Source organism: Pseudonocardia xishanensis (assembly GCF_039541715.1).
Lineage (GTDB): Bacteria > Actinomycetota > Actinomycetes > Mycobacteriales > Pseudonocardiaceae > Pseudonocardia > Pseudonocardia xishanensis.
The window spans coordinates 68,311-91,940 of the sequence record NZ_BAABGT010000038.1 but is presented as its reverse complement, the minus strand read 5'-3'; the positions used below and the strand labels follow the sequence as shown (position 1 = coordinate 91,940).

The window sequence follows — 23,630 nt, the reverse complement described above, 5'->3', positions numbered from 1 at the left end:
GGCTCTCCCACGCGTACGGGTGTGGTCAGTTGACCGTGATGCCCATGGAGCGGGCGGTGCCTGCGATGATCTTCGCGGCGCCGTCCAGGTCGTTGGCGTTCAGGTCGCGCATCTTGAGCTGCGCGATCTCCCGCACCTGGTCCATGGTCACCGAGGCGACCTTGACGGTGTGCGGGGTGCCGGAGCCCTTGTCCACGCCCGCGGCCTTGAGCAGCAGCCGCGCGGCGGGCGGGGTCTTGAGCTCGAAGGTGAACGAGCGGTCCTCGAACACCGAGATCTCGACCGGCACGACGTCGCCGCGCTGGGCCTCGGTCGCGGCGTTGTAGGCCTTGCAGAACTCCATGATGTTGACGCCGTGCTGACCCAGCGCGGGGCCGACCGGCGGGGCGGGCGTGGCCGCGCCCGCCTTGATCTGGAGCTTGATGATCGCGGAGAGCTTCCGCTTCTTGGGAGGCATGTTCGTTTCCTTGGGTGTCGACTCTCCCGCAGCGGACCTGCCCCGCGGCGGGAAGTGCGGGTCGTCAGATCTTGGAGACCTGACTGAAGGCCAGCTCGACGGGCGTCTCACGGCCGAAGATGCTGACCAGCACCTTCAGCTTCTGCGCGTCGACGTTGACCTCGTTGATGGTGGCCGGGAGGGTGGCGAACGGGCCGTCCATGACGGTGACGGACTCGCCGACCTCGAAGTCGACCTCGACCGTGGCGCCGCCGCCCGACGACGCGCCGCCGCCGGAACCGGCCGCCGCGGCCGCCTTCTCCTTGGGCGCCTCCTGCTTCGGGAGCAGGAACTTGAGCACCTCGTTGAGGGTCAGCGGGGACGGCTTGTTCGTGGCGCCCACGAACCCGGTGACGCCGGGGGTGTTGCGGACGGCGCCCCACGACTGGTCGTTGAGCTCCATCCGGACCAGGATGTAGCCGGGCAGCACCTTGCGCTGCACCTGCTTGCGCTGGCCGTTCTTGATCTCGGTGACCTCCTCGGTGGGCACCTCGACCTGGAAGATGTAGTCCTCGACGTCCAGCGTCTGCACGCGGGTCTCGAGGTTGGTCTTCACCTTGTTCTCGTAGCCGGCGTAGGAGTGCACGACGTACCAGTCGCCGGGGGCGCGGCGCAGGGCCTCGGTCATCGCCTCGACCGGGTCCTGCTCCTCGAGCTCCTCGTCCACCGCGGCGATCTCGGAGACCGTCTCGTCGGCGTCCGCGGAGTCCTCGGACTCCAGCGTCTCCGCCGCCGCACCGGGGGTCTCGGTGTCCTCGGGGTCGGTGTAGGTGTCGGAGGCAGCGTCCTCGCCGTGGGCCGCTTCGACGTCGGCAGCCTGCACCGTCGTCTCGTCCTCGGCCGGTCGGCCGTCTGGGGAGGTCACGTGCTTCTCGCTTCCTTCGTCAGCTCTCGTGGTGCTCGTCTCACCGGTGCCGCTAGGCCCCGAACAGGGCCTCGACGCCCAGGCCGAACACCCAGTCCAGCAGCGACACCAGCGCGACCATGAAGGCGACGAACACCAGCACGACGATCGTGTAGGTGACCAACTGCTTGCGCGTGGGCCAGATGACCTTGCGCAGCTCCGCCACGACCTCGCGGAGGAACCGGACCAGCCGCGCGAAGACCGACGCCTTCTTGGGCGCGCCCTCCCCGCGGGAGCGGGTCGGCCTGCCCTTGCCGGGCGTGGTGACCGCGCCGGACCCGGACGCCCCTGCAGGCGACGTGCGGCGACCACGGCGGTCGGCCGCGGAACGGGGCCGCTCGCGGCCCTCCTCACCCTCGTCGCTCACAGACTCGTCCTCACCGGCGGGCACGCCGCCTTCGCCTCACTGATCCTGTCCCGGTGTGGCAGGGGTGACAGGACTTGAACCTGCAACCTGCGGTTTTGGAGACCGCTGCTCTGCCAGTTGAGCTACACCCCTTCGCCGCTCCGCATCGCCCGGGGACGAGCACGGAGCAGGCGCACCGAAAGATCCGGTGCACGCGGCGACACGAGTGTACGCACGGCCCACGACGCCGTGCACACCGCCTCCCCGGAGGTCGAAACCCCCTCGCGCGAGCGTACGTGTCGTGCGCGAGGATGGGCGCCATGTCCGCACCGACGTCTGCAACGAAGCCCAGGATCTCCGCCCGGATCGGCGGCATCGCCGAGTCCGCCACCCTCGCCGTGGACGCCAAGGCGAAGGCGCTCAAGGCGGAGGGCCGCCCGGTGATCGGCTTCGGCGCGGGCGAGCCGGACTTCCCCACGCCCCCGGCGATCGTCGAGGCGGCGCAGGCGGCGGCGGCCGACCCGAAGAACCACCGCTACTCCCCCGCGGGCGGGCTCCCCGAGCTCAAGGCCGCGATCGTCGCGAAGACGAAGCGGGACAGCGGCTACGAGGTCGCGGCGAACCAGGTGCTGGTCACCAACGGCGGCAAGCAGGCCGTCTACCAGACCTTCGCCACCCTGCTGGACCCGGGCGACGAGGTCATCCTGCCCGCCCCGTACTGGACCACCTACCCGGAGGCCATCGCGCTGGCCGGGGGCGTGTCGACGGTCGTCGTCACGGGCCCGGAGCAGGACTACCTGCCCACCGTCGAGCAGCTGGAGGCCGCGCGCACGCCGGCCACGAAGGTGCTGCTGTGGTGCTCGCCGTCGAACCCGACGGGCTCGGTCGCCTCGCGCGAGCTGACCGAGGCCGTGGGCCGCTGGGCCGTCGAGCACGGCGTCTGGGTCGTCACGGACGAGATCTACGAGCACCTGACCTACGACGGCGCCGAGGCCGTCTCGATGCCCGTGGCCGTCCCCGAGCTGGCGGACACCTGCGTGGTGCTCAACGGGGTCGCCAAGACCTACGCGATGACCGGCTGGCGGGTGGGCTGGATGATCGGCCCGGCGGACGTCATCAAGGCGGCCACGAACCTGCAGAGCCACCTCTCGTCGAACGTGTCGAACGTGTCGCAGCGCGCCGCGATCGAAGCGCTCAGCGGCTCGTTGGACGCCGTGGAGGAGATGAAGACGGCCTTCGACCGCCGTCGCCGCACCATCGTCGAGCTGCTCTCGGCCATTCCCGGGGTGGAGTGCCCCACCCCGCGCGGGGCGTTCTACGTCTACCCGGACGTGCGCGGCCTGCTCGGCAAGGAGATCCGCGGCCGGCGCATCGAGAGCAGCCTGGACCTCGCGGCCGTGGTGCTGGAGGAGGCCGAGGTCGCGGTGGTGCCGGGCGAGGCCTTCGGCACCCCGGGCTACTTCCGGCTGTCGTACGCCCTGGGCGACGACGACCTCAAGACCGGCGTGACCCGCATGGCCGACCTGCTGGCCGAGGCGAAGTAGACCGGCGGCCGGGGCGGGCGCACCCGCCCCGGCCGAGTCTCACTTGTCGGTGTCCGCCAGGTCGGCCAGGGCGGCCGCGCGCTTGGCGTACTTCCACTTGGCCAGGTCCCCGACGGTCTTGATACCGAAGGCGGCCAGCTGCTCGTCGTGCTTCTCCGTGAGGCCCTCGAGGGCGGACGGCGGCGCGTCGAGGATCTCCGCGGCCGTCTTGTCCTCCCAGGCCTTGTCCACCAGCTTGCCGAACTTCACGGTCCTGCTCCCTCCGTCGATTGATGGTCGCAGGCAGCCTGGCCTCCCGAGCGGATCACGGCAACCGGACACACCCGGCCGTGTCCCGTGAGTCTCAGTGGGCGGGGAGGACGACTTCCGCGACGGCCCGCCCGAGAACGGCCTTGCCGTCGTACACGGCCTTGATGTCCACTTTCGCGATCCCGTCGGTGACGTCCGAGACGACCGCGGTGACGGTGACGGTGGCGCCCGAGTCGTCGTCCGGGACGAGGACGGGGCGGGTGAAGCGGGCGCCGTAGCTGCGCACCCGCGTGGCGTCCCCGACCCAGTCGGTGACGATCCGACCCGCGGCACCCAGGGTCAGCATCCCGTGGGCGATCACGCCGGGCAGACCGGCGCCGGTGGCGACCCGGTCGCTCCAGTGGATGGGGTTGAGGTCGCCCGAGGCGCCCGCGTACCGGACGAGGTCCGCGCGGGTGAGGTGCAGCTCCAGCGGCGGGAGCTCGGTGCCCTTGACGACGGACCCCTTCTCGACGCTCACGTCTGCGTCACCAGGAGCCCGGTGAAGGTGGCCACGGGCTCCTCGGCCGCGGTGGCGACCTCGCAGCGCAGCGTGAGGAAGTGGCTGCCCGCACGGGTGCTGAGGGTGTCCACGTGCAGGGTGGTGAAGAGCTCGTCCCCGGCGAAGATGGGGCGCTGGAACACGATGCGCTGGTCGCCGTGGACCATGCGGGTGTAGTCCCAGCCGAAGTCCGGGTCCTTGAGGAAGCCCTCGATGACCGGCATGGCGAACGTCGTCGAGAACGTCGGCGGCGCGACCAGGTCGGGATGACCGGCCGCGCGCGCCGCGTCGACGTCGTGGCTCAGCGGGGACGGGTCCCCGATGGCCGTGGCGAACTCGCGGATCTTCTCCCGGCCGACCTGGTACGGGCCTGCGGCGGGGAGAGTGCGTCCGACGAAGGACTCGTCAGGCAACGCGGGTCAGCGGGTCTCGCGGTGCGCCTTGTGGGTGCCGCAGTTCGGGCAGAACTTCTTCACCTCGAGGCGGTCCGGGTCGTTACGCCGGTTCTTCTTGGTGATGTAGTTGCGGTGCTTGCAGTCCTCGCAGGCAAGCGTGATCTTCGGCCGGACGTCCGTCGCCTTGCCCATGGGAGTGCCTCCTGCTTAATGCTGCTGATCAGTCGAGTGTGTAGCGGTGGCCGGACTTGAACCGGCGACACAGCGATTATGAGCCGCTTGCTCTACCACCTGAGCTACACCGCCTTGCGAGACTCGTCACCGGGTCCCGCTCGGAGCCCCTTTACGGAATCGAACCGTAGACCTTCTCCTTACCATGGAGACGCTCTGCCGACTGAGCTAAAGGGGCGGCACGGGCTTGCGAGGTCAGCCCCGCGAGCCGTGGAGAACTCTACACAACACCCCGGAGGGGCCCCGAAACCGGGGTACCTCCGGGATGTCCGTGCAGCTCAGGGGGTCAGCGACCGGCCCCAGGGTAGGGAAGCAGCGCCATCTCCCGCGCGTTGCGGATCGCGGTCGCCACCTTCCTCTGCTCCTGCGGTCCCAGACCCGTCACCCTGCGGGCGCGGATCTTGCCTCGGTCGGAGATGAACTGGCGCAGGAGACCGGTGTCCTTCCAGTCGATCTCCTGACCCTTCTTCAACGGGTTCTTCTTCTTACGGACGGGCCGCTCGGGGCGGGGCATCAGCGCTCCTCGCGGAACTCGACGTGTGTACGCACACGAGCATCGTACTTGCGAAGTACGAGACGGTCAGGATCGTTGCGCCGATTCTTGCGGGTCACGTACGTCGTGCCGGTCCCCGCGGTGGAGCGGAGCCTCACGATCGGCCGTACGGCGGCGGACTTGGCGGCCACGCCGTCCTCCTCTCGTCATGAAAACGGTTGTCATGAAGGGTAACGCACGGGCCCCCGGATCCCTTACCCGGCCACTGCCGAGGGCCCTCGGGACGGCGTGATCGCCCGATGCCCCCACCCCGCCCTCAGGCGGACCGTCGTCCTCATGACGACGGACGTGACCTTCCTGCAGACCCTGGTCGACGAGCGACGCGAGACCTTCCTCGCCGAGGCCCGCACCGCCCGACTGGCGCGGCTGGCCCGGCGGTGGCGGCGGGTCCCGGCCCCACCCCCGCCACCGCCGGAGAAGTCCGCGCACGCGCCGCGGGGCCGGGTCGCCGCCGCCGCGGGACAGTGAGCCCCCCGCGACTCCCGGAGATCTGTCGGGGGCGCGTGCGAGCATGACGCCCGTGCCGCGACCGGGGGTGGGGATCGGGCTCGTCGGCCGGGTGGCCGAGCGGGCCGCGCTCACCGCTGCGCTGGACCGGGCCCGGGCCGGGAGCGGCGGTGCAGTGCTGCTGGCGGGGGACGCGGGCGTCGGCAAGTCCCGGCTGGTCGGTGAGGTCGCGGCAGGCGCGTCGGACGCGCTGGTGCTGCTCGGGCGGTGTCTCGACACGGCCGGGTCCGAGCTGCCGTACCTGCCGTTCACCGAGGTCGCGGGGCAGCTCGCGGCCGCGGACCCCCAGGTGGTCGAGCGGTATCCGGGGTTGCTCCGGCTGACCACGCTCGGGGGTGAACCCGAGCGCGGCGGGCGCGAGCTCGGCCAGCTCCAGATGTTCGAGGCACTGCTGTCGGCCCTCGGTGCGGCCGCGGCGCGGCGCCCGGTGCTGCTGGTGGTCGAGGACCTGCACTGGGCGGACCGGTCCAGCCGCGACCTGCTGGTGTTCCTGCTGTCCCGGCTCGCCGACCAGCCGTTGCTCGTCGTCGCCACCTACCGGGCGGACGACCTGCACCGGCGGCACCCGCTGCGCCCGGTGCTCGCCGAGCTGGTGCGGCTGCCCGCGGTCGAGCGGCTGGACCTGGCGCCGCTGCCGCCGGAGGACACCGTCGCGCTGGTCCGCAGCCTGGCCGCCGAGCTGGGGCTGGCGGAACGGGAGCTCCGCACGCTCGCCGAGCGCAGCGAGGGGAACGCGTTCTTCGCCGAGGAGCTGGTGTCCGCCGCGGGGGGTGGCGGGCTGCCCGAGGCGCTGGCGGACGTGCTGCTCACCCGCTTCGAGCGGCTCCCCGCCGCGGCCCGGCAGGTGCTGCGGGTCGCGGCGGTCGCCGGGCGCAGTGTCGCGGACGACACGTTGGCCGAGGTCAGCGGGCTGGAGCCGGGCGAGTTCACCGAGGCGGTCCGGGAGGCGGTCGCGCACCAGGTGCTCATCACGGACGCCGCGGGCGAGCTGGCCTTCCGGCACGCGCTGCTCCGCGAGGCGGTGTACGAGGACCTGCTGCCCGGGGAGCGCGGGCGGATCCACGGCCGGTACGCGGACCTGCTCGCCGCCCGGATGGACGCGGGTCCGCGGCCCGGCCTCGGCGCATCCCCGGCCGCCGCCCTGGCCCACCACGCGCTCGCCGCCCACGACCTGCCCCGGGCCCTGGCGGCGAGCGTGCGGGCCGCGCGGGAGGCCGACCGGCTCGGGGCACCCGCCGAGGTGCTGCGGCACGCGGAGCGGGCCGTGGAGCTCTGGCCCGCGGTGCCGGATGCCGCCGGCGTGGCCGGGGCGGACGAGCTCGCCGTCACGCTGTGGGCGGCGTGGTCGGCCAGCGCGACGGGGGACCCGGACCGCGGCCTGGCGCTGAGCACCCGGGCACTGGACCTGGTGGACGCGCTCGACGATCCCGAGCGGGCGGCGGACGTCCGCGTCCGCCATGCCATCCGCCTGCTGGAGCGGATGGACGGCGGTGCGGCCGCCGTCGCGACCACCCGGGAGGCCATCGCGCTGCTCGCCGGGCGGCCCCCCGGTGCCGAGCTCGCGTGGGCGCACGCGATCCTCGCCCGGGCGATGTGGCGCACGGACGACGTCGCAGGCCTGCGCGAGCACGGCGAGGCGGCGTTACGCATCGCCAGGGCCACCGCAGCGGACCTGCGCTCGGAGCCGCCCACGCCGCGCCGCGGAGGACCGCAGCCGGGATCTCGGGGCGCCGCATCGGCCGACCTCGATCGGCGCGGGGCCGCCGCCGGAGGGCGGGCGGCGGGTCCCGGCGGATCGGACACCCTCATCGGGGACGCGCTGCAGGACATCGCCGCCGTGGAGGCGGACGCGTTGATCAGCCTGGCGGTGCTGGAGGAGTTCGAGGGCCGCGGGTGGCGCAGCCGGGAGCTGCTCACCGAGGCGATGCCGCAGGCGCGCGAGTCCGGGAACACCGGCGTGGAGCTGCGGATCTTCTACAACCGCGGGATGTCGTTGCTCGAGGAGGGCGCGCTCGGAGCCGCCGCGGACGAGTTCGCCGCGGGCGGGCGGCGGGCGGTCGAGACCGGCACCACGTGGAGCGCCTACGGCATGGACATGCGGGTCGCCCAGCTGATCTCCGAGTTCATGGCGGGCCGCTGGGACGCCGCCGAGCGGACCGCCCGGCTCGGCGGTGCCCGCGTCGCTCCCGCGGTGGCGGGCAGGCTGGCCGCGGCGGGCCTGCTGGTGGACGTCGCCCGCGGCCGGTCGGCCGAGGCCGAGCGGCGGTGGCGGGAGCTGGACTCGCGCAGCCAGGAGGACGATCAGGTGGTCCTGCTGCTCGGCCAGGCGGGTACCGAGCTGGCGCTCTGGCGGGGAGACCGAGCGGAGGCGCTGCGGCGGGCCGAGACCGCGCTCGCGGACCTGCGGCGGATCCTTCCCCACCACCTCGCGTCGATCGCGCTCGCGGCGCTGGGCCTCGCCGCGCTGGAGCCCGGGGACGACGGGGACCCCGCCGACCGGGCGGCCGCCCTGCTCGCCGCCGCCGAGGACGCCGCCACCCGGGGCATCGCCCGGTCGGGCTCGGTGGGTGTCGAGGGCCGGGCCTGGTCGGCCCGCGCCCGCGCCGAGGCGGCCCGGGTGCGCGGCGGGGACGACCCCGCGCTCTGGACCACCGTCGTCGAGGCGTTCGGCTACGGCGAGCCCTACCGCCGGGCCCAGGCGCTGCTGCGGCGGGCCGAGGCCGCGCTGCGGGCGGCCGGGGCGGCGGACCGGTCCGTCGCGGCGCGGCTGCGCGAGGCGGCGGCGGCGGATCTCGCCGAGGCCCATGCGACCGCCGTCGAGCTGGGCGCGGGGCCGCTCGCCGCGGCCGTCCGGGAGACCGCCGACCACGCGGGCGCCCCCACGGTGGCCCCGGAGGGCCGGTCGGGCCCGCTGACCCCCCGCGAGCACGCCGTGCTCCGGCTGGTGGCCGAGGGCCGGACGAACCGGCAGGTCGGGGAGGTCCTCTACATCTCCGAGAAGACGGTCTCCGTGCACCTGTCCCGGGTGATGGCGAAGCTGGGCGCCGCGAGCCGGACCGAGGCCGTCGCCGTCGGATACGAGCGGGGGCTGATCCCGATCAGCCGATGAGCGGAGGAGACGGCTGCGCCGAACGGCGGTGCCGCTGACCTTCGTCCCTCGCCGGAGATGACGACACCGATCGGGTGAGGGCGGCCGGGAGCGTTAACGGCCGCGGGTGGGGGCTCGATATCGGGGACGTGACCGTCCTGCCCGCGTTCCCCGCCGCCACCGCCCTCGACCGGGCCGTGCAGACGGTGGCGATCCCGAGGCAGTCGCGGGGAGCTCACCGGGCCGCCGCCTCACCGGGGCGCCCGTCGGAGCGCTCGCGTGTGCCGGTCACGGCGGTCCCGGTGCGTGCGCTGCTGAGCCCGGTCGAGCCGGTGCGCGCGCGCGAGACCAGGGTCAGCCCGGCGCTGCGCGGGGCGGCCGCCGCCGCGTACACGATCGTGGCGCGCGCGGGCAGCCTCACCACGCTCGCGGCGATGCTGGTGCTCGGAGGGGCCGTGGCCGCCTCCACGGACGACACGGCGCCGAGCGGGGCCGCGGCGAGCACCGCCACGACCCTGCAGGGACCGTAGGGAGCGCCCGTCAGGCGGCGACGCCGTCTCGGCCGTCGGCGTTCAGTGGGCTCTTCAGCACGTGGTCGACCAGCCGCATGACCAGCTGCCCTCCCCCGAGCCGGTAGCCGAACTCCTCCCAGGTGAGGAGCTCGCGCGAGAGGACCTCACCGACGGGGCCCGGGTACAGCCGGGTCACGCGGAAGGCCGCGGCGCGCAGCCGCATCTTCTCGTGGTGATCCATGGGGACGGGACTCATAACCACTCACCTCCACAGGCGATGGACGTGCGGGCCGGTTGCGCGCCCTCTGCGCTGAGTCGCCATCCGGGATGCTCCATGGTGACCCACCCCGTTTACCGGCAGGTGTCATCGTACTCGAAGAGTGACGGACCTCTCACACAGCGCACACGTTTCGTGCAGGATCCACTACAACGTGCGTCCATCGGTACCTCACGTGCACGGCCGGATACCGCGGAGTCACGACCTACGCTCAGGATCATGCGCACGACTGAGCTCCTCTGGGCCGACGCCGCCGGGATCTACGACGCCGTCCTCGCCCATCCCTTCGTCACCGGGCTGACCGACGGCACGCTCCCGCACTCGGCCTTCCGCCATTACATCGTCCAGGACGCCCACTACCTGCGCGGGTACGCCCGCGCCCTGGCGCTGTGCGCGGCGAAGGCGCCCGGCGAGGCCGACCTGGTGATGTTCTGCGAGCACGCCGGCGGCGCGATCGCCGCCGAGCAGGACCTGCACGCGGAGCTGCTCGGCAAGCTGGGTCTCACCGCCGAGTCGGCCGCCGCCCTGCCGGTCGCCCCCGCGACCCGGGCGTACGTGTCGTACCTGCTGGCCACCGCGTACTCCGGGTCGTACGCCGAGGCCGTCGCCGCGGTGCTGCCCTGCTACTGGATCTACGCGAAGGTCGGGCAGCACCTGGTCGAGGCGGGCTCCCCGGACCCGCTCTACGCCCGCTGGATCGGCACCTACGGCGGCGGGGAGTTCCAGGCCGTCGTCGACGCGGTGCTCGCCGCCACCGACCGGATCGGCGCCTCGGCCTCCGAGGCCGAGCTGGCCCGGATGCGCCACCACTTCACGACCACCAGCCGCTACGAGTGGATGTTCTGGGACGGCGGCTACCGCGAGGAGACCTGGCCCGTCTGACCGAGCAGCTCCTGCAGCTCGGTGAGGGCGCGGCCGAGCTCGTCGGCGAAGACCTCCATCTCGTGGGCCTCGCTGCGCGGGGTGCTCAGGTAGAGGTGGAAGCGGTCCGGCAGCAGCACGTACGCCACGCCGATGCAGCGCGGGCTCGTGGAGCCGAAGCCGAAGAAGTCGACCGTCTCCGACGGTGCGGAGCTGGTGCTCAGGTAGTCGTTCCGCATCGTGAGCCAGCCGGGACTCGAGAAGAGCGGAGCGTCGCCGCCACCCCGGCGGCCGAGCTCCCACAGGGCGTCGGGCGAGACCCCCAGCTCCTTGGCCGAACGGGAGCCGAAGTCCGGGATCGCCACCGTGCGCGAGGCCGTGGCCGCCGCGTAGTCCGCGAACTCCCGGCGGGCCGGCGCGGCGCGGTCTCGACCGTCTCGAGCGCCTCGGCGTTCGCCGCGGCCAGCGCCGCCCGGTCCGCCGCCCACTCCGCTCGCGCACCGGTCGTCAGCGGGCCCACCGGGTGCTCGGCGGGATCGGCCGACAGCAGTCCGGCCAGGGCGTCGGCGACGGCGAGCGGGCGCCCCCCGGGATCGAGGACGTCCAGGGCGAACAGCCGCCCCCGCCGGAACACGACGATGTGCCGCGAATCCGCGAACCGGACGGTGTCGTGCACCGGTCCCGGGATCCGGGTGGTCCCGAACAGCGCCGGGAGCTGCACGGACGACAGCGGGCGGCCGCGGCGCTCCGGGCGCGGCACCCGACCCTCCCGGATCCGCAGGTGCAGGTCCACCGCGGCCTCGGTGAGCGCGGCGGCCCGCGCGACCTGGTCCGCCGCGGGCAGGCGGAGCAGGAAGAAGAAGTTCGCGTTGAGCGCGATCCGGTCCCGGCGGCCGAGGTAGCGGAAGTCCCAGAACTCGTCCAGCCAGCTCTCGGCGGTCTCCGCGTACGGCTCCAGCTCGGCGTGCAGGGCGGGGGCGGGCCCGGCGAGGAAGTCCGCGGCGGCCTTCTCGGTCTCGGCCAGCTCCTCGGGGGAGAGCAGCGGGGCGCACCACGCCAGGAACCGCTCGACGGACTCCGCCGGAGCGGGCAGCGGGACGCGGGGCAGGTCGGCGTCGGGCGAGGTCATCAGTCGAGGAGCCCGTCCGTGCTGGTGCGGGCGGCGGCGGTGTGGACCGGCAGGACCCGGCCGAAGAGCTGACGGGTGCGCTCGAGGCTGCCGACCACGCCCGGGCGCTCGGTGTAGGACAGCACCGCGGTGTGCCGTTCGACCGCCCCCGCGACCGCGGTGACCCGGTGCAGCGAGTACCGGCCCCGGAAGATCTGCAGGTCCCCGACGCGCAGGCGCAGGCTGCGGACCCGGCCGCGCTCGCCGTCGAGCACCGCGCCCACCGCATACGGGTTCTCGTCCGACGGGGTGCGGATGCCGGGCACGTACTCGAACACCCCGCCGCCGTCCGGGGCCTGGGTGAGCAGGGTGACCGCGAACTCGTTGGTGTCGAAGTGCCAGGGGTGCTCCTGGCCCGGGCTCACGACGTTGAGACACAGCCCCGCCAGCGGGTCGGCGAGCGGGAAGACCTCCGGCACCTCCACGCACGCCGCGACGAACCGCCGCATCTCCGGGGCGCGGTGCAGCCGCGCGATCAGCTGGTCCGCCGGGATCCGGTCCCCCGGCACGAACGCGTTGCCCCGCTCGACGGTCCGGCGCGCGGGATGGTCGCCGGGCAGCCGCGGGTCCGTCGCGGTGTGGTAAACGTTGACGATCTCGGTGGCCCGGTGGGCGTGCGGTGCCACCGCCCGCCCCTCCTGCTGGACGCGCTCGAGCAGCTCCGGGCGGAGGAACCCGCGCAGGACCGAGCATCCGTCCACGCGTAGGTCGGCCCGCACCCGGTCGACCGCGGCGGCCCACGCGGCGCTGTCGGGCCTGCCCAGGGGGTAGCGGTCGGTGTCGATCAGGTCAGCGGCGTCGCCGCGCAGCGTCGAGCGGGTCATGCCTGCAGATCCTGGTGGGCGCGGGCCCGATCCGCACCCGCGAACGGAGGCCTACCGCTGGTCGATGCTGTCCGGGATCAGCAGGTGCAGCAGGAAGCCGACGACCGCCACCACGATCGCGCCCCAGAACCCGGCCCAGAACCCGTCCACCACGAACGGCAGCCCGACGCTGCGGGACAGCCACCCGACCAGCAGGAACAGCAGGGCGTTCACCACCAGGCCGAACAGGCCGAGGGTCAGCACGTAGAGCGGGCAGCTCAGCACCTTGACGATCGGCTTGAGGATGGCGTTGACGACCCCGAAGATCAGCGCGACCAGCACCAGCGTGCCGATCCGGCTGCCGGTGGTGGCACCGCCGAGCTCGATGCCGTCCACCAGCCAGACCGCCACCCACAGGGCGACGGCGATGACCACCACCCGCACGACGAAGGCGACCACCGGATGACCGGGCCGCGCCACGGGGACACTCACGAGACCACCGCCTGGGAGACGAGCGTCCGCAGCTGCGGACGGATCGGGTAGGTGCTGGAGGGCATCAGCTGGGTCATGAACACCACCGTGATGTCCTCCTCGGGGAAGACGGTGAAGGTGGTGCTGGCCAGCCCACCCCAGCCGTACTCGCCCGGGCTCTGCAGCTGCTTGCCCGCCGCGGGATCGACCACCACGGAGAAGCCCAGCCCGAACCCGGTGCCCGCGAAGGCCGACTCGGCGAAGATCGGCCGCCCGAAGGACTCCAGGTCGGCGTTGCCGGGCAGGTGGTTGCGCGTGGCGTAGGCGAGCGTGCGCGGGCCGAGCAGCCGCACGCCGTCCAGCTCGCCGCCGCGCGCGAGCATCTGGGCGAAGCGGTGGTAGTCGCCGAGCGTGGACGCGAGCCCGCCGCCGCCGGACAGGTACGTGGGCGGCTGGGTGATCGCGTCCCCCATCGCGCTGGAGCGGACCAGCCCGCCGCCGGGCTTGGGCACGTAGAGCGTGGCCAGGTGCTCGGTGTCGACGACGTGGAAGCCGGTGTCCAGCATGCCCAGCGGGGTGAGGATGCGGGTGCGGAAGAAGTCCGCCAGCGACTGCCCGGACACGACCTCGACGACCCGGCCGAGCACGTCGGTGTTCACGCCGTAGTTCCACTCGGTGCCCGGCTGGAACAGCAGCGGCAGACCCGCCCAGACGTCGCACGCGGCGGCGAGGTCCTGCCCGCGCGGCGGGGCGAACTCGTGGCCCTTGGCCCGGTACATCTCGTCCACCGGGTGGGCGTGGTGGAAGCCGTAGGTCAGGCCCGCGGTGTGGGTGAGCAGGTGCCACACGCGCACCGGCTCGGTCGCCGGGACGGTGCCCGGGTTCGCCGCGGAGCCGCCGGTGTAGACGCGCATGTCCGCGAAGGAGGGGATGTAGCGGGAGACCGGGTCGGTCAGCTCGAGCAGCCCCTCCTCCCACAGCATGAGCGCCGCGACGGAGGTGATCGGCTTGGTCATCGAGTAGATGCGCCAGATCGTGTCGTCGGTGACCGGCAGGTCGCCCGCCACGTCTCGGCGGCCGTAGTGCGAGACGTGGGCGAGCCGTCCCCGGCGCGCGACGGCGACGGACCAGCCCGCCAGCCTGCCATCGTCTACGTACTCAGCGAAATGGGTGTCGATCCGGGCCAGGCGGGCGGCGTCGAACCCCAGCTCGGCGGGGTCGACCTCGACCTTGCAGACGCTCACCTCGCCGACCCTACCCAGATCCGGCGGGTGATGATGTCCAGCGTGGAGGGTGACGACGAGGTGCTGCGCGCGCTGTTCCGCCGCCGGGACGCCGGGAGCCGCGCGGGGAACCGCACGGACGGGCACCGGATCGCGCTGGTCGTCGGCGGCGGCGGGATGCGCGGGGCCTACGCGGGCGGGATGGTCTGGGCGCTGGAGCAGGCCGGGCTCACGGCGGGGTTCGACGTCGCCTACGGCGCCTCCGCCGGCGCGTTCGTGGCGACCGCCGCCCTGCTGGGCCACGGCCACGACGCCTCCCGCATCTTCCCGGACGACATGGCCCGCCCCGCGTTCGTCGACCCGCGGCGGCTGGGGCGGGCGCCGATGGTCTCGCTGGACCACCTGATCCACCACGTCCTCGTGCACGTCAAGCCGACGGACTGGGACGCGCTGCGGGACTCCCCCGCCCCGCTGAAGGTCATGGTCACCGACGTCGACGACATGACCCCGCACGTCCTGGAGGGGCTGCCCACCGCGGCGGACTGGCGGCTCGCCATGCGGGCCACCGCGGCCATCCCGTTCCTCACCGGGCCGCCGGTCGAGCTGCACGGCAGGCGCTGGGTCGACGGGTCCATCGCCGATCCGCTGCCCGTCGCGCGGGCGCTGCACGACGGCGCCACCCACGTCCTCGCCCTGCTCACCCGCACCCTCCCCGAGCTGCGCCGGACCGCCCCCGCCAACCCGTGGTGGGCCCGCGGGCTCGACCGGCTGGTCCCCGGGCTGGGCGCGATGACGCAGGACGTGTGGCGGTACGCGGAGAGCCTCACCCTGCTGTCCGACGCCGCCCACCCCGGCCGCGGGGACAGTCACCTGCAGGCGATCGCCCCGCAGCACAGCGCGGGGATCCGTGGGCTCACGACCGACCCGGTGCGCGTCGAGCGGGCCTCGCACCTCGGGCACGCCGCCGCCGTGGCCGCCCTGCGCCGCGTCGACCCGGGGATCTCCTTCGGCCCCGATGAGTATTCGTCACCGGGACGGTCAACCCCTCCGTAGGCCACGACGAGGGGGAGGCGGAGTGACCGACGAGCCACGCCGCTTCGCCAGGCGGCGCGTCGAGCTGTGCGCAGGCGAGTGCCGTCCGCACGTCGAGGACGAGTGGCGGGGGGTGCTGGTGCTGGTGGAGGCCGGGGAGATCGAGCTGCGCTGCGAGCTGGGCGGCCGCCGCCGCTTCGGCGCGGGCAGCGTCCTCTGGTTCACCGGGCTGGGGCTCCGCGAGATCCACAACCCCGGCGTCGAACCGGCCGTCTTCGTCGGGGTGACCAGGTCACCGCCCGAAACCTGAGGTCACCGGACCGTAGCGTCGCGTGACCACGACCGACACGTGAGCGTCCGACCATGGTCGGCATGAGCACCGACGTGACCGTCGCTCCGGTGGAGAACGCGCGCTCGGCCGCGATCGCCGACCTCCTCGACGCGCTGGCGGACCTGGCCACGAGCTACCGCGACCTGCCCGAGTCCGACCGCGTCGACCGGTGTACCGAGGACGCGGACCGGATCACGGCCGAGGTCGCCCGACACCTGTTCACCGCACGCACCCGGCTGTCGTCCGCCTACGGGCGGCAGCGGGGCCAGTGACCTCGGGTCACGAGGTCCGGACCCGCTCCGCGAAGCCCTTGACCCAGCGCCGCTGCCAGGGGGTCTCGACGGCTCGGGGCCGGTAGTGCGCGCGGGTCCAGGCCACGGCGTCGTCCGCCGGGTGCCCGGCCAACACGGCCATGCACGCGATCACCGTGCCGGTGCGGCCGACGCCGCCCCCGCAGCTCACCTCGACCCGGGCGCCGCCGCGGGCCCGTCGGTAGGCGTCGACGATCGCCGCGACGGCCGCGGAGCGGTCCCGCGGCACCCGGAAGTCCGGCCACTCGATCCACGCGGACTCCCACTCGGGTTCCGCGTCGTGGCCCCGCCTGCCCAGACACAACGAGAACTCCGGCAGCGGGCCCTCGGGCAGGGGTTGGCGACGGCCGCGGCCCCGGACCGCGGTGCCGTCGGGGAGCAGGACAGCGCCGTCCAGCCGAGTCATGGGGCCATACTGCCCGTTCGTGGGATCCGACGAGATCGTGGTGGCGCTGCGCGCCGCGGGCTGTGTCTTCGCCGAGGAGGAGACCGCGGTCCTGATCGGCTCCGCCGGGTCCGCAGCCGAGCTGGACGCGCTGGTCGCCGCCCGGGTCGCGGGCAGCCCGCTGGAGCAGCTCGTCGGCTGGGTGGACTTCGCCGGGCTGCGGATCGCCGTCGGGCCGGGGGTGTTCGTGCCGCGGCGGCGCACCGAGCTGCTGGCCCGGCAGGTGATCGCCCTGCGACCCGCCGTGGTCGTGGAGCTCTGCTGCGGGGTGGCGGCGGTTGCCGCGGCGGTGGCGGCGGCATTGCCCGAGGCCGAGGTGCACGCCGCCGACCACTCCCCGGAGGCGCTCGTGCACGCCCGGGAGAACCTGCGCCCGGACCGCGTGCACGGCGGTGACCTGGACGCCGAGCTACCGCCCGACCTGCGGGGCAGGGTGGACGTCGTCGTCGCCAACGCGCCGTACGTGCCCACCGCGGCGATCGGGACGATGCCGCCCGAGGCGCGCGACCACGAGCCCCACGAGGCCCTCGACGGCGGCGCCGACGGGCTCGACCACCATCGCCGGATCGGTGCGCTGGCACCGCGCTGGCTCCGCCCCGGCGGTCACCTGCTGATCGAGACCTCGCGCGGCCAGGCCGCGGGCACGGCGGCGGCGATGGTCGGGTTCACCACCGAGGTGCTGCGGGACGAGGAGCGGGACGGCACCGCGGTCCTGGGCACCCTCAGCGGCGCGGGGTCTCCACCACCACGTTCGTCGACTTGATCACGGCGACGGCGAGCGAGCCCGGCGCCAGCCCGAGCTCCTCGACCGCCTCGCTGCTCATCAGCGACACGATGCGGTGCGGACCGCACTGCATCTCCACCTGCGCCATCACGGTGTCCGCGACGACGGAGGTGACCAGCCCGACCATCCGGTTGCGGGCCGAGGAGGCCACCGACGACGGATCCGGCGCGGCCGAGGCGTGCTCGCGGGTGAATGCGGCGAGCGCGGCGCCGTCGACGACCTTGCGCCGCGACGCGTCGAGGTGCACCGGCAGGGTGCCCGCCTCGATCCACCGCCGCACGGTGTCGTCGCTGACCCCGAGCAGGCCCGCGACCTCCGAGATCCTGTACTCCGCCACGCCGCGGACCCTAGGGCATGTGCGGCACGGCCCGGGCGAGGTCCCCGGTCGCGGCGCCGGCGCGGTGCCGCCGCGCAGCCGGGCCCAGCCGCCCCCGCCGCACGAACCCTCCTCACACCACGGGCGCGGTTCAGGTCTACCCCTGTGAGTGATCATGGATCATGATCGTGACGGTCCGTGGGACCCGCTGGTCCAGACGGGTAAATAGTCACCTGGCGTCACGATTTGTAACTCTGTGAGTTCTCGTTGATCTCCCGGACACAGGACGGCCGCCTACCCGACACGCGACTCGGACGGGATGAGCGCACCCCGCTGACCTCCCGGAAGGACCCGCGTTGGACGTCCTCGTCCTCTCGACCGCCTCCGACGGTCGTGTCGTGCTCCCCGCACTCGACCTGCTCCCCCACACCGTGCACACCGCCCCGCCCGCCGTGGCGGCGTTCCTGTCCGCCACCGCGTGCGACGTCGTCCTGGTCGACGGGCGGACCCAGCCGCGCGCGGCCGCCCAGCTCGCCACGCTGCTCGCCGCGACCGACCGGGGCATCCCGGTGGTGGCGGTGGTCGACGAGGCCGCACTCGACGCCGTCGTGGCCGGCGCGTTCGACCAGCTGCTGTTGACGACCGCAGGCCCGGCGGAGGCGGACGCCAGGCTCCGGCTCTCCCAGCGGCACCGGGCGCCCGCCGAGTCGGACCGCGTCGACGACGCGGTCGTGCTGCGGGTCGGGCCCTTCGAGCTGGACCAGCACGCCTACACGATCACCATCGGCACCGAGCCGCTCCCGCTCACCCACCACGAGTTCGAGGTGTTCCGCGCGCTGCTCGCCCACGCGGGCCGCCCGCTCTCCCGGGAACGCCTGCTGGGGGCGTTGGGTGGGCCGGACGCGAGCCCGCGAGCGATCGACTGCCACGTCCGCGCCCTGCGATCCAAGCTGGGCCCGCACCGGACCAGCATCCGGACGGTCCGCGGACTGGGGTACCTCGCCGTCACCGCCTAACGTGGCCGCATGGAGTGGCAGACGGTCCGCGAGGGGAACCTGCCGGTCGAGCGGCACGCCGAGCTGCTCCGGTCCCCGCACCCGCACTCCCCCGAGTTCGTCGCCGGGTCGCGGAGCCGGTCGTAGGTCCGGCCGGAGCTTCGAACGCGCGGGCCGGCGCCTCGGTGTGAGGGTTCGGCCCGCCAGGAACCGCGGACGTCGTCGGTGCTGCGCAGCCTGTGCGGCTCGGCCTCCGGCTGCCGAGTGGTCGGCGGACCCCTCTCACCGAGACGAGCCGGGAGTGGACGCTGGATCGTCGACCCGCTCGATCACGGGCTGTCGCAGGATCGTCCTGAGCTTGGCGGGTCCCACCCGGCGGGGGTCGCTGAGATAGATCTCGTGGTGCTTCCCGGTCATCGCGAGGCCCCGCCCGGGGATGTACTCCTCGTGCATGCGGCGCAGGAGCTCCGCCTCGTCGTCATAGGACCCGATGTGGAGTGCCTGGACGCAGCGGCCCTCGACGAGGTCCTCCATCCGGAGGTCGTCCAGCCGGACGGGCCGGTCCTTCCGTCCCGCGTGCTCGACGGCCGCGGCCAGCATCTCCGGCGTCGTCCAGTCCGGAACCATGATCATCATGGTCCAGTCCCACCGCGACTTGTCCCGCGCGTCGGTGAAGGTCGCCATGTCGTCCGCCCACCACAGACCCTCGAGCGGCATGACGACGTAGTCCCGGCCGAGCTCGCGCCTGCTCGCGAACTTCAGCGCGTAGGCCACGGGGTAGAGCGTGGCCACCGCCTCCGCGTACACGGGGGTGTTCGGGTCGCCGTGGCCGTCGATCATCAGGTACCGCAGCTCGGGCACGTCGACGATCTCCAGCACGTCCCGACGCGCGCGGTAGCACGCCAGCTCACGCTTGAAGTCCCGCTTCTCCTCCACCCACGACACCCTCCCACGGCACTCGGGCTCGCGCCGTCGAGCTGTCGGTTCCGGGAGGACGAGATGCAGGTCCGCCGGCGCCCCGGGAGCCCGTCGCCGGCCACCGCCCCTACCCGACCACTGGCCTGCTCCCAGCGGAAACACCCTGCTGCACGGCACCCCACTGCGACGCTCGGACCGAGCACCTCGACCACCTCCGCCGGTGGTCCCGAGGCGGCGGCACCACGGTGGACAACGGAGCGGGCACGTGCGCCTTCCATCAACCTGGCGCGCGCGATACCCCCGTAGCGGGCGACCCCGGGATGAGGACGGCCCCTGAGCCGCATCCGAGCAGCTCAGGGGCCGTTCACCCTGGGGTGTGGCAGGTGAAGGATTCGAACCTTCGTAGGCTAAGCCGACGGATTTACAGTCCGCTCCCTTTGGCCACTCGGGCAACCTGCCGGGGTGCAGTCGGCGTGCCGACGTGCGGGGAGAAGGATACGACAGGCGTGATCGGGTCCCGCAGAGGGGGGCCCGCCGGAAGCGAGGAGGAGCTCATGGCCGACCCGTCGTTCGACGTCGTCAGCAAGGTCGACCGGCAGGAGGTCGACAACGCCCTGAACCAGGCGGCCAAGGAGCTGTCGCAGCGCTTCGACTTCCGCGGCACCGGCACCTCCATCGACTGGGCGGGCGAGGAGGCGATCACCCTGGAGTCGGAGACCGAGGAGCGGTTGAAGGCGGCCGTCGAGGTCTTCAAGGAGAAGCTGATCAAGCGCAACATCTCGCTCAAGGCCTTCGAGGTCGGCGAGCCCGCGGTCTCCGGCAAGACCTACAAGGTCACCGGCAAGATCATCCAGGGCATCGAGTCGGACAAGGCCAAGGAGATCTCCAAGACCATCCGCGAGGAGAAGCTCAAGGGCGTCCAGGCCCAGATCCAGGGCGACCAGCTCCGTGTCTCGGGCAAGAAGAAGGACGACCTGCAAGCCGTCATCGCCCTGCTCAAGGGCAAGGACTTCGGCATCGCCCTGCAGTTCACCAACTACCGCTGACGCACCCACTCTGACCTGCGCGAACAGGTCAGGAGGTGGGTGGCGGTACAACGTAGGCACAACCGAGCGCGGGTACTGCGCAACGACCGCCGCGGACGGCGCCGATGGGTGATCACCACGCTGCCGGGCCGGTCGAGGCACCCTCGCCGCCCTCGGGCCCGACGGGTTCCTGCAGGCCATGCAGCCGGGGACGACCTGGATCGACATGAGCAGCAACTCCGCGGCAGGCACCGAGCCGGTGCACCGAGACGCCCTGGCCCGCGGCATCGAGGTTCTCGACGCACCCGTCGGCGGTGGCGTCGCCTCCGCCGAGGTGGGCAGGCTGAAGCTGGTCGTCGGGGGTGAGGCCGAGGTCCTCGCCCGCCGACGGGCCTGCTCGCGGTCCTCGGCGAGGACGACCGCCTCGTGCACGTCGGCGGTCTCGGCGCGGGCTACACCGCCAAGCTCCTGGTCAACCTGCTGTGGTTCAGCCAGGTCGTCGCCACCGCGGAGGCCCTGCTGATCGGCGAGTGCGCCGGGCTGGACCTGTCGACGCTGCGCGACGGCAGGTCCTGTCGACGCCGCGCGACGGCGATCACCTGCCGTCGTCCGGACTCGATCGGTGCCTCTGGAGATCTCGGCCATCGTCGACCAGGGCCGGCGAGTGACCCACCTCGGCCCGGTCGACGGGGAGCCGGCGGTGGCATTCCCGGAGGAGCGCCCCCGCCACGACTCAGCGTCGACGGATTCTGCGACAACCGCGTTCCGCAACGGAGAAAACGTACGCCGTCGCCGAGGAAAGCGCGGATCGGCGAACAAACCCGCTACCGGTACGCCGAAAGGACATCACTTTCCAGTGATGTCCTTTCGACTTGGGCACCGCACTGTCAGTGGCGCTCGGGCTGCTCGACGCCCGAGGTGTCGATCTGCTCCTTGCGCACCTCGCCGGACACCTGCTCCTGCTCGGTGACGGTCTCCTTGCCGATACGGACCCGCTCCACGGGTACCGCCTCCGTCTCGGTGACCGGACGCTCGGCGTGCAGTGTCACCTCGTGCTCCTCCTCGGAGATCGAGGGTCCGTCGACCGCGTCGCCGATGTTGGTGTCGGTGATCGGTTCACGCTCGATGCGCACCTCCTCGTGCGACACAGGGACGGTCAGCGTGACGTTCTCGGTCACGACGTATTTGCGCAGCCGAGCGCGGCCCGCCTCGGTGGTCTCGGTGCCGACGTGCAGTCGCTCCTCGGAGCGGGTCAGCGGTTGACAGGGCGTCCTTGTCGAACGGCACCCGGAGGTCCTCACCGGCGATGTCCGCGGTGGCGAGCGGGACCAGGGAGACGTGGTTGCCGAACAGACCGCTCTTGACCGCGGCCCACTCGGGCCTCTCCGACCGGTTGCCGAGGAACACCCCGTCGATCTTGCCGAGCTTGTCGCCGTCCCGGCCGACGACGGTCTTTCCGTACAGTGTGGACGGATCGCTGATGTTGAAGGTCATGATTCTCTCCGAGTTCGCGGTGGGCGTGGCACAGTGGTCGGTCGCCGGACGGATAGCCCGGCGACCGGGGGCTTCACACCCGAATCCGTGATGATTTTCTCGGAGTCCACCGGCCCGATTCGACGGGGTCGACACCTGAAAAGAGCCGGCGATTGCGCCATTCGGCGGCAATTCGGCCGTACCGTGCCCCGGGCGGCTTGACTCGCCCACCGGTCGGGTATCGCCGCCCGGTGCGAGACGACCCTGCCCGAACCATCGAGGAGCGACGCCGATGACCCAGCCCGCGAGCGGACCGCCTCCGGCCGTCCAGACCCCGACGAGTGAGTCCCCGACCGATCCGTCACTGCCGCAGGTCGCCCGGGCCGAAACCGGTGCGATCGGCCACAGTGCCGCCGACGCCGGGAGACAGATCGCCGACACCGCCGTCGACCAGGCCGCCGAGGTGGGCCAGGAGGCCCGCCGCCAGGCGAAGGACCTGTTCGCCCAGGCTCGTGAGCAGGCCACCGGCCAAGTCCGCACCGGGCAGCAGAAGGCGGGCGAGAGCCTGCAGGCGCTCGCCTCGGAGCTGCGCGACATGGCGGGCGCGGGCGAACGTTCCGGGGTCGCCTCCGACCTCGCGGCGCAGGCGGCCGAGCGACTCGAGGGCGCCTCGCACTGGCTCGTCGAGCGCGAGCCCGGCGACCTGGTCGAGGAGTTCCGCGGGTTCGCCCGCCGCCGCCCCGGTGCCTTCCTGCTCGGCGCGGCCGCGGCGGGCCTGCTGGTCGGACGGCTCACCCGTGGAGCGATCGACGCGAACCGTGACACCGGCTCGTCGACCACGCCGGGATCCCCGGACGTGCCACCGCCGACCACCACGCCGCCGCGGGCACCCGAGCCGCACATGAACCCCTACGGCGGGCAGAGCCGACCCGTCGGCCAGAGCGGGTCCTCCCCCGATCCCGCGGATGCGGACGCCGAGGCACAGTGGACGCAGCCGGATCGGACCCCGTCACACGCCGCGAGGGCCGGAGCGACCACGGTCGGCGAGTACGTCGAGGAGCTGGAGCGTCGGGAACCCCGGATCGGTCCCGGTGGTGGACGATGACCGCACCACGCCCCCCAGCCGGCGCCCATCCGGCCGAGACCGGTCGGCACGCCGCCTCCGGCGAACCACCCACGGATCAGCGATCGGTCGGCGACCTGGTCGGCAACGTCACCCGCGACCTCTCGATCCTCATGCGCCAGGAGCTCGCGCTGGCGAAGGCCGAGCTCAAGCAGGAGGCCGGCAAGACCGGCAAGGCCGCGGGCGCGTTCGGCGGGGCGGGCTTCGCGGCCTGGTTCGTCGTGCTGTTCCTGTCCCTCGCCCTCTGGGCCGCCCTGTCCAACCTGACGGATCCCGGGTGGGCCGCGCTCATCGTCGCCGCCCTCTGGGCCGTGATCGCCGGAATCCTCTACGCGACCGGCCGCAGCTCCTTCCGCAAGGTCCACCCCAAGCCCGAACGCACCGTCGACACGCTCGGCCAGGTGCCCGAGGCCCTCAAGGGCCACCGAGGAGACACCCCGTGAGCACCCCCCTCACCCCCGACGACCCCGACCAGCTGCGCCGCGAGATCGAGGCCACCCAGGCCCGGCTCAGCAGCGACGTCAACGCCGTCTCCGACAAGGTCAACCCCTCCCGCGTCGTCGGGCGGCGGGTGGACCGCGTCAAGGCCACCGCGGGCCGCGTCCGGGAGTCCGTGATGGGCAGCGACCCCGCAGGCTCCGCCCACGACACCGCCAACCACGTCGCGGGCGCCGCCCACGACACCGCGAGCACCGTGGCGGGTGCGGT

Annotated in this window: 31 protein-coding genes, 4 tRNA genes and 3 pseudogenes; 15 read left to right on the top strand and 23 right to left on the bottom strand. The window is 73.1% G+C overall.

The features are described 5' to 3' along the window. Positions 1-25: 25 nt before the first annotated feature. From rplK to ABD993_RS16540, 4 genes are all read right to left on the bottom strand, one after another. Positions 26-457 (bottom strand): 50S ribosomal protein L11, encoded by a 432-nt coding sequence (gene rplK, locus ABD993_RS16555; RefSeq protein ID WP_345418567.1) that lies wholly within the window; start codon positions 455-457, stop codon positions 26-28. Between the two features lie 64 nt (positions 458-521). Next, positions 522-1,361, bottom strand: coding sequence for a transcription termination/antitermination protein NusG (gene nusG, locus ABD993_RS16550; RefSeq protein WP_345418564.1), 840 nt, complete (start codon positions 1,359-1,361; stop codon positions 522-524). A gap of 52 nt (positions 1,362-1,413) precedes the next feature. Continuing rightward, a complete protein-coding gene (gene secE, locus ABD993_RS16545) occupies positions 1,414-1,767 on the bottom strand; it encodes a preprotein translocase subunit SecE (protein ID WP_345418561.1) in 354 nt (117 codons plus the stop codon). 56 nt (positions 1,768-1,823) lie between these two features. Continuing rightward, positions 1,824-1,899: transfer RNA gene (locus ABD993_RS16540), tRNA-Trp, on the bottom strand. A 167-nt stretch (positions 1,900-2,066) separates the two neighbouring features. On the opposite strand from ABD993_RS16540, the gene ABD993_RS16535 reads away from it, so the two are divergent. Then, positions 2,067-3,290, top strand: a complete 1,224-nt coding sequence (locus ABD993_RS16535; RefSeq protein ID WP_345418558.1) for a pyridoxal phosphate-dependent aminotransferase — start codon at positions 2,067-2,069, stop codon at positions 3,288-3,290. Between the two features lie 39 nt (positions 3,291-3,329). On the opposite strand, the gene ABD993_RS16530 is transcribed toward ABD993_RS16535, so the two are convergent. The 8 genes from ABD993_RS16530 to rpmG (ABD993_RS16495) all read right to left on the bottom strand — a co-directional run bounded on the left by ABD993_RS16530 (position 3,330) and on the right by rpmG (ABD993_RS16495) (position 5,390). After that, positions 3,330-3,539 (bottom strand): hypothetical protein, encoded by a 210-nt coding sequence (locus ABD993_RS16530; RefSeq protein ID WP_345418556.1) that lies wholly within the window; start codon positions 3,537-3,539, stop codon positions 3,330-3,332. Positions 3,540-3,633: 94 nt separating this feature from the next. Then, positions 3,634-4,059 carry a MaoC/PaaZ C-terminal domain-containing protein gene (locus ABD993_RS16525; RefSeq protein ID WP_345418553.1) on the bottom strand — a complete coding sequence of 142 codons (426 nt, stop codon included), beginning with the start codon at positions 4,057-4,059 and terminating at the stop codon, positions 3,634-3,636. Then, positions 4,056-4,493 carry an FAS1-like dehydratase domain-containing protein gene (locus ABD993_RS16520; RefSeq protein WP_345418551.1) on the bottom strand — a complete coding sequence of 146 codons (438 nt, stop codon included), beginning with the start codon at positions 4,491-4,493 and terminating at the stop codon, positions 4,056-4,058. Before ABD993_RS16520 ends, ABD993_RS16525 begins: the two co-directional genes overlap by 4 nt. Before the next feature lie 6 nt (positions 4,494-4,499). Continuing rightward, positions 4,500-4,667 (bottom strand): 50S ribosomal protein L33, encoded by a 168-nt coding sequence (rpmG, locus tag ABD993_RS16515; protein ID WP_181780200.1) that lies wholly within the window; start codon positions 4,665-4,667, stop codon positions 4,500-4,502. A gap of 41 nt (positions 4,668-4,708) precedes the next feature. After that, a tRNA-Met gene (locus tag ABD993_RS16510) sits at positions 4,709-4,781 on the bottom strand. 30 nt (positions 4,782-4,811) lie between these two features. Next, positions 4,812-4,884: transfer RNA gene (locus tag ABD993_RS16505), tRNA-Thr, on the bottom strand. Between the two features lie 108 nt (positions 4,885-4,992). Beyond that, entirely contained in the window at positions 4,993-5,220 is a 228-nt protein-coding gene (rpsR, locus tag ABD993_RS16500) for a 30S ribosomal protein S18 (protein WP_345418545.1), read from the bottom strand. Then, positions 5,220-5,390 (bottom strand): 50S ribosomal protein L33, encoded by a 171-nt coding sequence (gene rpmG / locus ABD993_RS16495; protein WP_345418542.1) that lies wholly within the window; start codon positions 5,388-5,390, stop codon positions 5,220-5,222. The genes rpsR and rpmG (ABD993_RS16495) overlap by 1 nt, the downstream gene beginning before the upstream one ends. A 145-nt stretch (positions 5,391-5,535) precedes the next feature. Between rpmG (ABD993_RS16495) and ABD993_RS16490 the strand changes: the two genes are divergently transcribed. The 3 genes from ABD993_RS16490 to ABD993_RS16480 all read left to right on the top strand — a co-directional run bounded on the left by ABD993_RS16490 (position 5,536) and on the right by ABD993_RS16480 (position 9,384). After that, positions 5,536-5,727, top strand: a complete 192-nt coding sequence (locus ABD993_RS16490; RefSeq protein ID WP_345418539.1) for a hypothetical protein — start codon at positions 5,536-5,538, stop codon at positions 5,725-5,727. 52 nt (positions 5,728-5,779) lie between these two features. Further along, a complete protein-coding gene (locus ABD993_RS16485) occupies positions 5,780-8,875 on the top strand; it encodes a helix-turn-helix transcriptional regulator (protein WP_425569022.1) in 3,096 nt (1,031 codons plus the stop codon). Between the two features lie 128 nt (positions 8,876-9,003). Beyond that, complete coding sequence (locus ABD993_RS16480) at positions 9,004-9,384, top strand: hypothetical protein (RefSeq protein ID WP_345418533.1); 381 nt, start codon at positions 9,004-9,006, stop codon at positions 9,382-9,384. A gap of 10 nt (positions 9,385-9,394) precedes the next feature. On the opposite strand, the gene ABD993_RS16475 is transcribed toward ABD993_RS16480, so the two are convergent. After that, positions 9,395-9,622 carry a hypothetical protein gene (locus ABD993_RS16475; RefSeq protein ID WP_345418530.1) on the bottom strand — a complete coding sequence of 76 codons (228 nt, stop codon included), beginning with the start codon at positions 9,620-9,622 and terminating at the stop codon, positions 9,395-9,397. A 240-nt stretch (positions 9,623-9,862) separates the two neighbouring features. Between ABD993_RS16475 and tenA the strand changes: the two genes are divergently transcribed. Then, positions 9,863-10,525: a thiaminase II gene (gene tenA / locus ABD993_RS16470; RefSeq protein ID WP_345418527.1), complete on the top strand. Its 663-nt coding sequence runs from the start codon at positions 9,863-9,865 to the stop codon at positions 10,523-10,525. Here the strand turns inward: tenA and ABD993_RS16465 are convergent. The 4 genes and pseudogenes from ABD993_RS16465 to ABD993_RS16450 form a co-directional block, all read right to left on the bottom strand. Beyond that, a pseudogene (locus tag ABD993_RS16465) lies at positions 10,498-11,633 on the bottom strand (choline/carnitine O-acyltransferase). The gene tenA and the pseudogene ABD993_RS16465 overlap by 28 nt on opposite strands. Further along, entirely contained in the window at positions 11,633-12,496 is an 864-nt protein-coding gene (locus ABD993_RS16460) for a HalD/BesD family halogenase (RefSeq protein ID WP_345418524.1), read from the bottom strand. The pseudogene ABD993_RS16465 and the gene ABD993_RS16460 overlap by 1 nt, the downstream one beginning before the upstream one ends. Positions 12,497-12,547: 51 nt before the next feature. Further along, positions 12,548-12,967: a phage holin family protein gene (locus ABD993_RS16455; RefSeq protein WP_345418521.1), complete on the bottom strand. Its 420-nt coding sequence runs from the start codon at positions 12,965-12,967 to the stop codon at positions 12,548-12,550. After that, positions 12,964-14,190 (bottom strand): serine hydrolase domain-containing protein, encoded by a 1,227-nt coding sequence (locus ABD993_RS16450; RefSeq protein ID WP_345418518.1) that lies wholly within the window; start codon positions 14,188-14,190, stop codon positions 12,964-12,966. Before ABD993_RS16450 ends, ABD993_RS16455 begins: the two co-directional genes overlap by 4 nt. Positions 14,191-14,232: 42 nt before the next feature. Here ABD993_RS16450 and ABD993_RS16445 point away from each other — a divergent pair, with 42 nt between their 5' ends. From ABD993_RS16445 to ABD993_RS16435, 3 genes are all read left to right on the top strand, one after another. Continuing rightward, a complete protein-coding gene (locus ABD993_RS16445; RefSeq protein WP_345418515.1) occupies positions 14,233-15,222 on the top strand; it encodes a patatin-like phospholipase family protein in 990 nt (329 codons plus the stop codon). Positions 15,223-15,244: 22 nt separating this feature from the next. Further along, entirely contained in the window at positions 15,245-15,511 is a 267-nt protein-coding gene (locus tag ABD993_RS16440) for a hypothetical protein (protein WP_345418513.1), read from the top strand. 62 nt (positions 15,512-15,573) lie between these two features. Then, positions 15,574-15,804: a hypothetical protein gene (locus ABD993_RS16435; RefSeq protein ID WP_345418510.1), complete on the top strand. Its 231-nt coding sequence runs from the start codon at positions 15,574-15,576 to the stop codon at positions 15,802-15,804. A 7-nt stretch (positions 15,805-15,811) separates the two neighbouring features. On the opposite strand, the gene ABD993_RS16430 is transcribed toward ABD993_RS16435, so the two are convergent. Then, positions 15,812-16,249, bottom strand: a complete 438-nt coding sequence (locus ABD993_RS16430; RefSeq protein WP_345418507.1) for a protein-tyrosine phosphatase family protein — start codon at positions 16,247-16,249, stop codon at positions 15,812-15,814. A 19-nt stretch (positions 16,250-16,268) separates the two neighbouring features. On the opposite strand from ABD993_RS16430, the gene ABD993_RS16425 reads away from it, so the two are divergent. After that, entirely contained in the window at positions 16,269-17,051 is a 783-nt protein-coding gene (locus ABD993_RS16425) for a putative protein N(5)-glutamine methyltransferase (RefSeq protein WP_345418504.1), read from the top strand. Here ABD993_RS16425 and ABD993_RS16420 read toward each other — a convergent pair. Further along, positions 17,011-17,409 (bottom strand): TOBE domain-containing protein, encoded by a 399-nt coding sequence (locus ABD993_RS16420; RefSeq protein ID WP_345418501.1) that lies wholly within the window; start codon positions 17,407-17,409, stop codon positions 17,011-17,013. The genes ABD993_RS16425 and ABD993_RS16420 overlap by 41 nt on opposite strands. Positions 17,410-17,744: 335 nt before the next feature. On the opposite strand from ABD993_RS16420, the gene ABD993_RS16415 reads away from it, so the two are divergent. Beyond that, the gene (locus tag ABD993_RS16415) at positions 17,745-18,404 is read left to right on the top strand and encodes a winged helix family transcriptional regulator (RefSeq protein ID WP_345418498.1); all 660 of its coding nucleotides are present in this window, start codon (positions 17,745-17,747) and stop codon (positions 18,402-18,404) included. Positions 18,405-18,665: 261 nt separating this feature from the next. Here the strand turns inward: ABD993_RS16415 and ABD993_RS16410 are convergent, their stop codons facing one another. Further along, entirely contained in the window at positions 18,666-19,319 is a 654-nt protein-coding gene (locus tag ABD993_RS16410) for a GyrI-like domain-containing protein (RefSeq protein WP_345418492.1), read from the bottom strand. A 359-nt stretch (positions 19,320-19,678) separates the two neighbouring features. After that, positions 19,679-19,760, bottom strand: a tRNA-Tyr gene (locus ABD993_RS16405). A gap of 95 nt (positions 19,761-19,855) precedes the next feature. Here ABD993_RS16405 and ABD993_RS16400 point away from each other — a divergent pair. After that, the gene (locus ABD993_RS16400) at positions 19,856-20,347 is read left to right on the top strand and encodes a YajQ family cyclic di-GMP-binding protein (protein ID WP_345418489.1); all 492 of its coding nucleotides are present in this window, start codon (positions 19,856-19,858) and stop codon (positions 20,345-20,347) included. 163 nt (positions 20,348-20,510) lie between these two features. Then, positions 20,511-20,849: pseudogene (locus ABD993_RS36745) on the top strand (NAD(P)-binding domain-containing protein); the annotation flags it as partial. A 364-nt stretch (positions 20,850-21,213) separates the two neighbouring features. Here the strand turns inward: ABD993_RS36745 and ABD993_RS16395 are convergent. Together ABD993_RS16395 and ABD993_RS16390 are read right to left on the bottom strand one after the other, a co-directional pair. Beyond that, positions 21,214-21,627, bottom strand: coding sequence for a YsnF/AvaK domain-containing protein (locus ABD993_RS16395; protein WP_345418486.1), 414 nt, complete (start codon positions 21,625-21,627; stop codon positions 21,214-21,216). Between the two features lie 25 nt (positions 21,628-21,652). Next, positions 21,653-21,820, bottom strand: a pseudogene (locus ABD993_RS16390) (PRC-barrel domain-containing protein); the annotation flags it as partial. Between the two features lie 271 nt (positions 21,821-22,091). Between ABD993_RS16390 and ABD993_RS16385 the strand changes: the two are divergent. The 3 genes from ABD993_RS16385 to ABD993_RS16375 all read left to right on the top strand — a co-directional run. Continuing rightward, positions 22,092-22,904 (top strand): hypothetical protein, encoded by an 813-nt coding sequence (locus tag ABD993_RS16385; protein ID WP_345418483.1) that lies wholly within the window; start codon positions 22,092-22,094, stop codon positions 22,902-22,904. Beyond that, complete coding sequence (locus ABD993_RS16380) at positions 22,901-23,365, top strand: phage holin family protein (protein ID WP_345418480.1); 465 nt, start codon at positions 22,901-22,903, stop codon at positions 23,363-23,365. The genes ABD993_RS16385 and ABD993_RS16380 overlap by 4 nt, the downstream gene beginning before the upstream one ends. Further along, positions 23,362-23,630 (top strand): DUF3618 domain-containing protein (locus tag ABD993_RS16375; protein ID WP_345418477.1); only part of this gene is annotated, 269 nt, incomplete at its 3' end. The genes ABD993_RS16380 and ABD993_RS16375, both read left to right, overlap by 4 nt.

Coding starts and splice junctions, on each gene's coding strand:
- rplK (WP_345418567.1), bottom strand. CDS start 457: ATGCCTCCCAAGAAGCGGAAGCTCTCCGCGATCATCAAGCTCCAGATC.
- ABD993_RS16535 (WP_345418558.1), top strand. CDS start 2,067: ATGTCCGCACCGACGTCTGCAACGAAGCCCAGGATCTCCGCCCGGATC.
- rpmG (WP_181780200.1), bottom strand. CDS start 4,667: ATGGGCAAGGCGACGGACGTCCGGCCGAAGATCACGCTTGCCTGCGAG.
- rpsR (WP_345418545.1), bottom strand. CDS start 5,220: ATGCCCCGCCCCGAGCGGCCCGTCCGTAAGAAGAAGAACCCGTTGAAG.
- ABD993_RS16490 (WP_345418539.1), top strand. CDS start 5,536: ATGACGACGGACGTGACCTTCCTGCAGACCCTGGTCGACGAGCGACGC.
- ABD993_RS16475 (WP_345418530.1), bottom strand. CDS start 9,622: ATGAGTCCCGTCCCCATGGATCACCACGAGAAGATGCGGCTGCGCGCC.
- tenA (WP_345418527.1), top strand. CDS start 9,863: ATGCGCACGACTGAGCTCCTCTGGGCCGACGCCGCCGGGATCTACGAC.
- ABD993_RS16460 (WP_345418524.1), bottom strand. CDS start 12,496: ATGACCCGCTCGACGCTGCGCGGCGACGCCGCTGACCTGATCGACACC.
- ABD993_RS16435 (WP_345418510.1), top strand. CDS start 15,574: ATGAGCACCGACGTGACCGTCGCTCCGGTGGAGAACGCGCGCTCGGCC.
- ABD993_RS16430 (WP_345418507.1), bottom strand. CDS start 16,249: ATGACTCGGCTGGACGGCGCTGTCCTGCTCCCCGACGGCACCGCGGTC.
- ABD993_RS16400 (WP_345418489.1), top strand. CDS start 19,856: ATGGCCGACCCGTCGTTCGACGTCGTCAGCAAGGTCGACCGGCAGGAG.
- ABD993_RS16385 (WP_345418483.1), top strand. CDS start 22,092: ATGACCCAGCCCGCGAGCGGACCGCCTCCGGCCGTCCAGACCCCGACG.
- ABD993_RS16380 (WP_345418480.1), top strand. CDS start 22,901: ATGACCGCACCACGCCCCCCAGCCGGCGCCCATCCGGCCGAGACCGGT.